The following is a 10,466-nucleotide window of genomic DNA, read 5'->3' as shown; positions in this document are numbered from 1 at the left end:
CTTTTTGTCTTTCCGCAAACGTTAAGAAGGTGTATCTTTATTTAATAAATACAACCCGAGCAAATACGGGACTTTCAGGGCCGTAACTTCTAGAAACTGTTTAATCAACGGTAAATCGTTCGATGAATACGTATGAAATAAATCTCCCCACCATTCTGTTTCATAACGGCAAATCATGCTTAAATTATAGAGGATCAAATAATGAATCATCACTTCATTATAAGGTCGGAAAAATTCGCGTTGATTTGGCAAATAAAAGCTTCCATTTAAATGATATATAAATGGGTAACTTTCAAGAGGGCTTAAGCTTTTTTTAGACGTAAGAACGATGCTTGATTTTGTTTCATAAGAATTTTCAAATACTGATTCACGATAAAAAGAATTTAAAAAGTCTAAAAAACGCGGAAGTGGCATATGTAAGCCATCAAGTATCCGATTCGGAAGTTGGAATTCTAAGCCTTCTATAGTTGCTTTTACAATGAAATTTTGTTTATGAATAAAAAAATAAAGTTCATGTAATTCAGGAATTAAAGGAAGGATATCCCCCATTTTTACTTTTTCACCTTCAATATGTTTCACATGGAACATTTTTTCGCAGAAATGCGTAAATAAGCCGCTTTTTTGAATTTTTACTTCGTCATTTGAGAATTCATAAAACCGTTTTTTTCGTTTTCTTGTGGTTACTCCATGGGCAAGAACCGAGCTGTTTTCCGGATAATCCGGATCAACGGTTAAGATGCATGCTTTTAATAGCTGGATCATGCCATAAAACAATAAAACAGGTTGAAGTTCCAAAGGGGCATTGGCAGAAAGGGAGTAGTATTTTTTTCCGTGCTCTAAATAATAAATAAAAGGATAGCAATTTTCAAAGCTTTTACTTTCTGCTTTCTCGATATTCATTGATCGATAACAAGTACATAAATAGCTTTGGACACGAATTGATGAATAAAAGCTGTCGTACATCGGCCAAAAGTCCATAACATCTTTCCCTCCTTTTCTTTTTTGCTTTATTTTGAAAAGTTCGACTTATCCTCCGTTCCTTGACAGTAGTTTATCCAGTTGTTAATCTACAAATAATATTTTTCGTAAAAAGAGTAATGAAGGGAGCTAACTGGATCATGTGGGAGAATAAGTTTGTAAAAGAAGGACTTACTTTTGATGATGTGTTGTTAATTCCAGCGAGATCAGCAGTGTTGCCAAAGGATGTTTCAGTAAAAACGAAGTTATCTGAAAATGTCCAATTAAACATTCCGATCATTAGTGCGGGGATGGATACAGTTACGGAAGCGGAAATGGCCATTGCAATGGCGCGTCAAGGCGGACTAGGAATCATTCATAAGAACATGTCAATTGAACAGCAGGCTGAGCAGGTAGACCGTGTTAAGCGCTCTGAGAGCGGTGTTATTACAGATCCATTTTATTTAACACCTGATCACCAGGTATTCGATGCTGAACATTTAATGGGGAAATATCGAATTAGTGGAGTTCCAATTGTTGACGAAAATAAAAAGCTCGTCGGGATTATTACCAATCGTGACATGCGTTTTATCGAAGATTATTCCATTAAAATCAAAGATGTTATGACGAAGGAAAATCTTGTAACGGCAGCTGTTGGCACTACATTAAAAGAAGCAGAACGCATCCTGCAGCGCCACAAAATCGAAAAACTTCCACTTGTTGATGAAGATGGCACCCTTCAAGGATTAATAACAATCAAAGATATTGAAAAAGTCATTGAATTCCCGAACTCGGCTAAAGACAAAAAAGGACGTCTTCTCGTTGGAGCTGCGGTTGGCGTAACGAAAGATACGATGCTGCGAGTTGAAAAACTTGTAGAGGCAGAAGTTGATGTAATTGTCATTGATACAGCTCACGGACATTCTGAAGGCGTAATAAATAAAGTAAGAGAAGTTCGCCAGGCGTACCCTGATTTAACGATCATTGCCGGTAATGTGGCGACTGCTGAAGCTACTCGTGATTTAATTGAAGCCGGTGTAAGTGTTGTTAAAGTAGGGATCGGACCAGGATCCATTTGTACAACCCGTGTAATTGCAGGAGTCGGTGTCCCACAAGTAACGGCGATTTATGATTGTGCTACGGAAGCGAGAAAACACGGCATTCCAATTATTGCTGACGGTGGAATTAAGTATTCCGGTGACATCGTAAAAGCACTTGCTTCGGGTGGACATGCTGTTATGCTTGGAAGCTTACTTGCCGGGGTAAGTGAAAGCCCTGGTGAACGGGAAATTTATCAAGGTCGCCAGTTTAAAGTGTATCGGGGAATGGGCTCGATTGGTGCAATGGAAAGAGGAAGCAGCGACCGTTATTTTCAAGAAAACAATCAAAAACTGGTTCCAGAAGGTATCGAAGGACGCGTACCTTATAAAGGGCCGCTGGCAGATACCATTTATCAATTAATCGGTGGCCTTCGTTCTGGAATGGGCTATTGTGGCACACCAACAATAGAAGATCTTCAAAATAACGCTAAATTTGTTAAGATTACGGGAGCTGGATTAAGGGAAAGCCACCCGCATCAAGTCCAAATTACAAAAGAAGCACCAAATTACTCTATTTAATAAAATGTTCATAAAAAAATTGTCGACAGAGGTCTATCCTCTGTCGATTTTTATGTTACAATAACGGTTGTGTAAATAGGTATGGAGGTGTAGATGTGACAGGCAAGAAGTTAAAAAGTTCCATCGTTTTTTTATTTGTTTTTTCGCTTATAGCTGCAACCTTTTTTAGTCAATCACTAAAAGCAAGTGCTGCTGAAGGTTTAAATATTAATGCCGGGTCAGCTATATTAGTTGATGGGGAAACCGGAAAAATTTTATATGAAAAGAATGCTGATCAAATGCTTCCACCTGCCAGCATGTCAAAAATGATGACCGAATATCTAGTCATGGAAGCGATTAAAAAAGGTAAGATCAGCTGGGACCAAAAAACCGGTGTAAGTGATTATGCATATCAAGTTTCTCAAGACCGCAGTTTGTCCAATGTTCCATTGCGTTCGGACGATAAATATACGGTTCGTGAATTATACGAAGCGATGGCCATTTACTCTGCAAATGGAGCGACTATTGCATTAGCTGAGCTTGTTTCCGGTTCAGAGTCCGAATTTGTCAAACGGATGAATGAAAAGGCGAAAGAGCTCGGGATGAAAAATACCCGTTTTGTTAACTCAACAGGTTTAAATAATAAAGATTTAAAAGGACATTATTCAACCGGAAGCAAGACAGATGAAAATAAAGTATCTGCGCGATCGATTGCGATTCTAGCTTTTCACTTAATTAATGATTACCCTGAAAGCTTAAAGATTGCGAGCATTCCGAAAAAGAAATTCCGTGAAGGCACTGATGATGAAATTCAAATGTCGAACTGGAACTGGATGCTTCCGACACTTGTTTATAAATATGATGGCGTTGATGGGTTAAAAACCGGGAATACACCAGAAGCTGGTTATTGTTTTACTGGTACAGCGAAACGGAACGGCATACGTTTAATTTCCGTCGTAATGAATACAAAAAGTTATAAGGCCCGATTTGATGAAACGAGAAAATTGTTTGATTACGGCTTCGGAAATTTCACAAAAGAGGAACTCCTTCCTAAAGGGTACACCTTTAAAGGACATAAAACGATTGCTGTCAATAAAGGGAAAGAAAAAGAGGTCGCTATTTCTACAAAAGAACCACTTTCAATGCTTGTGAAAAATGGCGAAAAGAAACAATATAAGCCTGAACTTGTTCTTGATAAAAAAGAATTGGATGCACCGGTTAAAAAAGGACAAGCTGTTGGTTACGTAAATGTAAATTACAACGGGGAAGGAAAAGATTACGGCTATTTAACAAACGGTTCAGATAAAGGAAAAGTTCAAGTCGTAACAACATCGTCTGATGACAAGGCCAACTGGTTTGTTCTCATGATGCGCGCTATCGGCCATTTCTTTAGCAGCATTTGGTCTAGCCTTGTAGGTTGGATTAAAGGAATTTTTTAAAGAATGGTTGCATAAATAAGAGAAATATTGTAAATTAATATATAAAATTGATAGTAAAAATCGTTGACAGGAAATAGTAACAAAATATTCTTCGTAAAGAGAGTCGGTGGCTGGTGAAAACCGATCAAGAAGTTTTGTGAATCCATCCTGGAGTAAAATGCTGAACATGAAATAGTAAGCATTTTCGGTAAACGACCGTTATTCGTTTAAGGTGGCAAGTGATAGTTTTATCCTTGCAACTAGGGTGGCAACGCGGATCAATCCGTCCCTTTTATGAGGGATGGATTTTTTTATTGATCTAAAAATGAAATAGGAGGTTAGATTCCATGCTTGATTTGAAATTTGTTAGAGCAAATTTTCAGGAAGTAAAGGAAAAATTAGCGAAACGCGGGGAAGATTTATCCGGACTTGACCGTTTTGAAGAATTAGACCAAAAGCGTCGTGAATTGATCGGTGAAACAGAAACGTTAAAGTCAAAGCGAAATGAAGTTTCTAAATTAGTGGCAGAATATAAACGTGAGAAAAAAGATGCAGATGAGCTTATTAAGGAAATGCGCGAAGTAAGTGATCGCATAAAAACGATTGATGAAGAATTGCGTTCTGTAGAAGAAGACTTTCATCAGTTAATGCTTACCTTGCCAAACCTTCCGCACGAAAGTGTTCCAGTTGGCGAAACAGAGGATGATAACGTACCGGTAAGGCATTGGGGGGAGATTCGTCAGTTTGAATTTGAACCAAAAGCTCATTGGGATATTGCCACTGATCTCCAAATCGTTGACTTTGAAAGGGCTGCAAAAGTAACGGGAAGCCGTTTTGCTTTCTATAAAGGATTAGGCGCCAGGCTTGAGCGGGCTTTGATTAACTTCATGATGGATTTACATGAAGACGAGCACGGTTATACGGAAATCCTGCCTCCTTATCTTGTCAACCGCACAAGCATGACAGGGACGGGACAACTTCCTAAATTTGAAGAAGATGCGTTTAAAATCCGGGAAGAGGATTATTTCTTGATTCCAACAGCAGAAGTTCCGGTTACGAATATGCACCGTGAAGAAATTTTAAGCGCAGATGAACTGCCCATTCGGTATGCAGCGTTTAGTGCCTGTTTCCGTTCCGAAGCGGGATCTGCTGGACGCGATACGAGAGGGCTTATTCGCCAACATCAATTTAATAAAGTAGAGCTTGTGCATTTCGTGAAGCCTGAAGACTCTTATCAAACATTAGAAGAATTAACGGGACATGCGGAAAAAGTACTTCAACTTTTAAATCTTCCATACCGTGTAATGAGCATGTGCACCGCTGACCTCGGGTTTACGGCGGCTAAGAAATACGATATTGAAGTATGGCTCCCAAGCTATGGGACGTACCGTGAGATTTCTTCTTGCTCTAATTTTGAAGCGTTCCAGGCGAGAAGAGCGCAAATCCGCTTCCGTCGTGAACCGAAAGGGAAGCCAGAATACGTTCATACATTAAATGGCTCTGGGCTTGCGATTGGACGTACGGTTGCCGCTATTTTAGAAAACTATCAACAACAAGATGGGTCTGTTCTCATTCCGGAAGTTCTTCGCCCTTACATGGGGAATAAAGAAGTCATTACTCGTTAAAATCATAAGGGGAAATAAATCGAAATTTATTTCTCCTATTTTAAAAAAAGGGTTGACGATTAAAATAAACATATGCTATTATATTTTTTGTCAGCAAGGAATACAACATTTAGTCATCCTGCTTAACATTTTAAATACGGAGGTATACCCAAGTCCGGCTGAAGGGATCGGTCTTGAAAACCGACAGGGGTGTAAAAGCCCGCGGGGGTTCGAATCCCTCTACCTCCTCCATAATGTACATACAACCTGCTTTTACAGCAGGTTTTTTTAATATTTACTAAAGAATAAGCGAGGCGCTACGCATTACGATTAGAGAAGGATGAATGATGGATAAATCTCAGGAAGAAATCGATCAAATGTATATGAGACTTGCGATTAATGAGGCGATCAAGGCCAGAGAGATCGGTGAAGTTCCGATTGGAGCTATTATCGTCAAAGATGATGAAGTTATATCGACTGCTTTTAATTTACGCGAATCGGAAAAACGGGCGGTCGCCCACGCGGAGCTTCTTGCAATTGATAGGGCCTGTAAAAAAGTGGATTCATGGCGGCTTGAAGGTGCTACGTTATATGTTACATTAGAGCCTTGCGCGATGTGTTCAGGTGCGATCGTGCTTTCACGCATTCATCGGGTTGTTTTTGGTGCGGCTGATCCTAAAGGTGGTTGTGCCGGTACGTTAATGAACCTTTTACAAGAAGAACGTTTCAACCATCAATGTGACGTTACCGCTGGCATTTTAGCAGGAGAATGCGGCGAATTGCTCACCTCTTTTTTTCAACAATTACGAAAGAAAAAGAAAGAACATAAAAAAATACAGAATATGGAATCTGATTTATAATTGATTTTTTACAGTAGAGGTTGTATACTTAGAAATGCACATTCCTAATGTGCCTTACAATGTTATACACTTTGTCGCGCTAGGTGGGGAGGTAGCGGTGCCCTGTACTCGCAATCCGCTGTAGCGAGGCTGAATTCCTCTCTTCGGGTAGTCCAATGTATGGTCTGACACAAGTAAGTAGTGTTGACATTCGGGTCCTGCGCAACGGAGACCCATGAACCCTGTCAGGTCCGGAAGGAAGCAGCAGTAAGTGGTCATCTTCGTGTGCCGCGGGGTAGCCTGGATCGAGCTAACTGCTTGCGTAACGCGTAGGTTGGCTATTCCAACGAGAGGTGCGCGGCATTTTACATAAGTATTAAATTTAAAAGCTCATCCTCCGGGGTGAGTTTTTTGCTGTTTTTCAGTATAATAAGAGTTACAGACAGAAACGAAAAATGTGGAAATGATGATGAAGGAGGGCATGGGAAAATGAGTTATCAAGCGCTTTACCGTGTCTGGCGTCCACAAAGCTTTCAAGATGTTGTCGGCCAAGAGCATATAACGAAAACAATCCAAAATGCGCTTTTGCAGCAAAAACTTTCCCATGCTTATCTATTTTCAGGCCCAAGGGGTACGGGAAAAACAAGTGCGGCAAAAATTATTGCAAAAGCGGTTAACTGTGAAAAAGCGCCGGTAGCTGAACCGTGCAATGAATGCGATAGTTGCATTGGGATCACAAATGGGACGATTTCCGATGTTCTTGAAATTGATGCCGCATCCAATACCGGAGTCGACGATATTCGTGATATTCGTGACAAAGTCAAATTTGCTCCATCTTCCGTCCGTTATAAAGTGTATATCATCGACGAGGTCCACATGCTCTCGACAGGAGCGTTCAACGCTTTGTTAAAAACATTGGAGGAACCCCCTGCCCATGTTATTTTTATACTGGCAACGACCGAGCCGCATAAAATTCCGTTAACGATTATTTCACGCTGCCAGCGATTCGATTTTAAACGAATTTCAAGCGGGAAAATGATTGAACGGATGAAAACAATTCTTGAGGCAAGCGGTACTAAAACCGATGATGAAGCGTTGGAGCTGTTGGCGAGAGCTGCAGAAGGCGGAATGCGTGATGCCTTAAGTCTATTGGATCAGGCCATATCTTACAGTGAAGACATCGTCAAGGTCGAAGATGTCTTAGCTGTTACCGGGACTGTAACACAGGCGTATTTAGCAAGAGTTGTTAAAGCATTTGAGGACAAAAATGTAGCGGAAGCCCTTCAAATCGTTGAAAAAATCATGGCAGAAGGCAAAGATCCGGTTCGCTTTATTGAAGATTTAATTTATTATTACCGTGATATGCTGCTTTATAAAACAGCTCCGAACCTTGAAAAAATTCTCGACCGGGTCAAAGTGGATCAAGAATTTAAAGAACTAGCTGACCATACGGATTCAAACTGGATCTATAAAGTGATTGAGCTATTGAATCAAGCACAACAGGAAATGAAATGGACGAATCATCCGAAAATATTTCTTGAGCTTTCTTTTGTTAAAATTTGCCACGAGGAACAAAAACCTGTCTCTTCGGTGGAAACTGAACAGCTAAGAAAGAGAATTGATCAATTAGAGCATGAGCTTCATCAATTGAAGGAACGTGGTATTTCTTCAGCGTCTGAAGAAAAAAGCGCTTCAACCGTTCAGGAGAGAAAAAGCGTCAAACCGAAGTTATCGACAAACGCTGCATCCGTAGGAAGAATAAAAGAAATGTTGAACGAGGCCAAAAAGCAAAACCTCATTATTTTAAAAAATAGCTGGGGTACGATTATGGAAAGAATTAAGGCGGAAAAAGTAAGTGTGTATGCTCTATTATCAGGTGCAGAACCTGTTGCCTGTTCGGATCGATTCTTTTTGCTTTCTTTTCAACACCAAATCCACAGCCAAATGGCCCAATCTGAAAATATTCGCAGCTGTGTGGAATCAACTGTTTATAGTACAATAGGAAAGTCTCTATCAATGGCAACCGTCCTTCAGCCTGATTGGGAAAGAATTAAACAAGAATTCATTAAAGAACACGAGCTTGGGAATGCCGAAGAAAAGGAAGAGGCGGTGGATCCTTTAATCGCTGAAGCTCAAAAGCTATTCGGCAATGATTTAATTGAAATAAAAGACTAAAACATTTAGGAGGAATCTGATTATGATGCGTGGCGGAAATATGAACAATATGATGAAACAAATGCAAAAAATGCAGAGAGAAATGGCGAAAGCTCAAGAGGAATTAAAGGAAAAGAAAGTAGAAGGTACAGCAGGAGGCGGAATGGTGACCGTCATTGCGAATGGCCATAAAGAAATACTGGAAGTCGTCATTAAAGAAGAAGTGGTTGATCCGGATGATATTGAAATGCTTCAAGACCTTGTTTTAGCGGCTACAAATGATGCATTAAAGAAAGTGGATGAGCTTGTGAATCAAGATATGGGGAAATTCACTAAAGGATTAAACATTCCAGGACTGTTCTAGGAGGCCATAGATGCACTATCCAGAACCTATTTCGAAATTGATCGACGGCTTTATGAAATTGCCAGGTATCGGACCGAAAACAGCGGTTCGACTGGCATTTTTCGTATTAGAAATGAAAGAAGACGATGTATTGGATTTCGGCCGCTCGCTCGTTAATGCTAAAAGAAAGCTGATCTATTGTTCGAATTGTTTTCATATTACGGACCGTGATCCATGCATGATTTGTGACGATTCAAGCCGTGACCGCACGACCATTTGCGTTGTCCATGACTCTAAAGATGTTATCGCGATGGAAAAAATGAAGGAATACCGCGGGCTATATCATGTTCTTCACGGAGCGATTTCGCCGGTTGATGGAATTGGGCCGGAGGATATAAAAATAGCAGAGCTTCTTAAGCGGCTTCAGGATGATACTATCCAAGAAATCATTATGGCAACAGACCCTAATATTGAAGGTGAAGCGACCGCTATGTATATCGCCCGTCTTTTAAAACCTACAGGAATAAAAATCACAAGAATTGCCCATGGCCTCCCAGTCGGCGGTGATTTAGAATATGCAGATGAGGTAACTTTATCGAAAGCACTTGAAGGAAGACGTGAACTTTAAGATGCTTTTAAAAAGTGTCCTTTTTAATACTTGAACTTTAACAATAAAGGGGAACACCATACCATGTTTTTCTCTAAAAAGGGGCAATTAAGAAAAACGGGAGACGAACAACTTCTTCACACGTTTTATGAAGTAAAAGAAGCATTGGCACGAAAAAAAGCGATTGTTGGAAAAAGTGTTGAACCTTCTGAACAAGTCCTTTATGAGTTAGCGTTAACAGAGGCAAAGTACTTTTTTTTATTGAAAGAGGCAAAAAAAAGAAATGTGTCGATGAAATCATTAAAATAATCCTTAGAGCAAAATCGCCTTACATGTGATTTTGTTCTTTTTTTTGGACATCTCCCATACATTAAATTGAAAAGACGAGTTATGGGAGGGTGAAGAGCGATGGAACCATTAATGGTGGTATCCATTCTTGGGAGCTTAATTTTATTGCTGCTTTTAGTTGGCGCTCCGCTAAAGCCATTGCGGTGGATCGGGCAGGGAATTATTCGTTTATGTATTGGAGCTTTGCTTCTTTTTTTCTTAAATGCAATAGGAACTTCGTATGATATCCATATTCCTATAAACATCGGAACCGTTTCAATATCAGGTTTTTTAGGCATACCAGGGCTTGTCTCCCTTGCCGCTATCCAATATTTCATAATGGGGTAAAACGGAAGATCGCCTATGATTTCTCCGTTTTATTTTTTATTAAAAAAGTTGTTGACGATAATATTTAAACGTGTTATATTATTAATTGTCGCTGCAAGACAAGCAGCTTTCGAAAAAACGTCAAAAAAAGATGTTGACACTAAGGAAACAAAGTGTTAAGATATAAAAGTCGCCAAAACGAGCGACGGGACAAAAAACATCTTTAAATGTTCTTTGAAAACTAAACAAAAGCCAGGTAAGTCAGGGATAATAAAATCCCGTTAATTACTTT

10 protein-coding genes, 1 tRNA gene, 1 other RNA gene and 1 other annotated feature are annotated in these 10,466 nt (G+C 39.7%); of the genes, 11 read left to right on the top strand and 1 reads right to left on the bottom strand.

Features of this window, described 5'->3' with window-relative positions; genetic code table 11:
- Positions 1 to 21: 21 nt before the first annotated feature.
- Entirely contained in the window at positions 22 to 978 is a 957-nt protein-coding gene (locus tag WD019_RS20875) for a YaaC family protein (protein ID WP_026678686.1), read from the bottom strand.
- Between the two features lie 140 nt (positions 979 to 1,118).
- On the opposite strand from WD019_RS20875, the gene guaB reads away from it, so the two are divergent.
- The 11 genes from guaB (at position 1,119) to WD019_RS20820 (ending at position 10,195) form a co-directional block, all read left to right on the top strand.
- The gene (guaB, locus tag WD019_RS20870; RefSeq protein WP_026678687.1) at positions 1,119 to 2,576 is read left to right on the top strand and encodes an IMP dehydrogenase; all 1,458 of its coding nucleotides are present in this window, start codon (positions 1,119 to 1,121) and stop codon (positions 2,574 to 2,576) included.
- Between the two features lie 95 nt (positions 2,577 to 2,671).
- A complete protein-coding gene (locus tag WD019_RS20865) occupies positions 2,672 to 3,994 on the top strand; it encodes a D-alanyl-D-alanine carboxypeptidase family protein (RefSeq protein WP_051291539.1) in 1,323 nt (440 codons plus the stop codon).
- Positions 3,995 to 4,048: 54 nt separating this feature from the next.
- Positions 4,049 to 4,267, top strand: a binding site (T-box leader).
- A 53-nt stretch (positions 4,268 to 4,320) separates the two neighbouring features.
- Complete coding sequence (gene serS, locus WD019_RS20860) at positions 4,321 to 5,598, top strand: serine--tRNA ligase (protein ID WP_425712699.1); 1,278 nt, start codon at positions 4,321 to 4,323, stop codon at positions 5,596 to 5,598.
- A gap of 138 nt (positions 5,599 to 5,736) precedes the next feature.
- A tRNA-Ser gene (locus tag WD019_RS20855) sits at positions 5,737 to 5,829 on the top strand.
- A 95-nt stretch (positions 5,830 to 5,924) separates the two neighbouring features.
- Positions 5,925 to 6,437: a tRNA adenosine(34) deaminase TadA gene (gene tadA, locus WD019_RS20850; RefSeq protein WP_425712700.1), complete on the top strand. Its 513-nt coding sequence runs from the start codon at positions 5,925 to 5,927 to the stop codon at positions 6,435 to 6,437.
- Positions 6,438 to 6,511: 74 nt separating this feature from the next.
- An RNA gene (gene ffs, locus WD019_RS20845) (signal recognition particle sRNA large type) lies at positions 6,512 to 6,777 on the top strand.
- A gap of 128 nt (positions 6,778 to 6,905) precedes the next feature.
- Complete coding sequence (gene dnaX, locus WD019_RS20840) at positions 6,906 to 8,591, top strand: DNA polymerase III subunit gamma/tau (RefSeq protein WP_026678691.1); 1,686 nt, start codon at positions 6,906 to 6,908, stop codon at positions 8,589 to 8,591.
- 22 nt (positions 8,592 to 8,613) lie between these two features.
- A complete protein-coding gene (locus tag WD019_RS20835) occupies positions 8,614 to 8,934 on the top strand; it encodes a YbaB/EbfC family nucleoid-associated protein (RefSeq protein WP_026678692.1) in 321 nt (106 codons plus the stop codon).
- Positions 8,935 to 8,944: 10 nt separating this feature from the next.
- Positions 8,945 to 9,541, top strand: coding sequence for a recombination mediator RecR (gene recR, locus WD019_RS20830; RefSeq protein WP_026678693.1), 597 nt, complete (start codon positions 8,945 to 8,947; stop codon positions 9,539 to 9,541).
- 63 nt (positions 9,542 to 9,604) lie between these two features.
- Positions 9,605 to 9,829, top strand: a complete 225-nt coding sequence (locus WD019_RS20825; protein ID WP_026678694.1) for a YaaL family protein — start codon at positions 9,605 to 9,607, stop codon at positions 9,827 to 9,829.
- A gap of 99 nt (positions 9,830 to 9,928) precedes the next feature.
- Positions 9,929 to 10,195, top strand: coding sequence for a pro-sigmaK processing inhibitor BofA family protein (locus WD019_RS20820; RefSeq protein ID WP_026678695.1), 267 nt, complete (start codon positions 9,929 to 9,931; stop codon positions 10,193 to 10,195).
- Positions 10,196 to 10,466: the final 271 nt, after the last annotated feature.

This window comes from Fictibacillus sp. Mic-4 (assembly GCF_049843615.1).
Classification (GTDB): Bacteria; Bacillota; Bacilli; order Bacillales; family Fictibacillaceae; genus Fictibacillus_A; species Fictibacillus_A gelatini.
This window is presented reverse-complemented; position numbering and strand designations above follow the sequence as displayed.

Excerpts from the sequence above, each read along its gene's own strand:
- dnaX (WP_026678691.1), top strand. The coding sequence starts at position 6,906 with ATGAGTTATCAAGCGCTTTACCGTGTCTGGCGTCCACAAAGCTTTCAA.
- recR (WP_026678693.1), top strand. The coding sequence starts at position 8,945 with ATGCACTATCCAGAACCTATTTCGAAATTGATCGACGGCTTTATGAAA.
- tadA (WP_425712700.1), top strand. The coding sequence starts at position 5,925 with ATGGATAAATCTCAGGAAGAAATCGATCAAATGTATATGAGACTTGCG.
- WD019_RS20835 (WP_026678692.1), top strand. The coding sequence starts at position 8,614 with ATGATGCGTGGCGGAAATATGAACAATATGATGAAACAAATGCAAAAA.
- serS (WP_425712699.1), top strand. The coding sequence starts at position 4,321 with ATGCTTGATTTGAAATTTGTTAGAGCAAATTTTCAGGAAGTAAAGGAA.
- guaB (WP_026678687.1), top strand. The coding sequence starts at position 1,119 with ATGTGGGAGAATAAGTTTGTAAAAGAAGGACTTACTTTTGATGATGTG.
- WD019_RS20825 (WP_026678694.1), top strand. The coding sequence starts at position 9,605 with ATGTTTTTCTCTAAAAAGGGGCAATTAAGAAAAACGGGAGACGAACAA.
- WD019_RS20820 (WP_026678695.1), top strand. The coding sequence starts at position 9,929 with ATGGAACCATTAATGGTGGTATCCATTCTTGGGAGCTTAATTTTATTG.
- WD019_RS20875 (WP_026678686.1), bottom strand. The coding sequence starts at position 978 with ATGGACTTTTGGCCGATGTACGACAGCTTTTATTCATCAATTCGTGTC.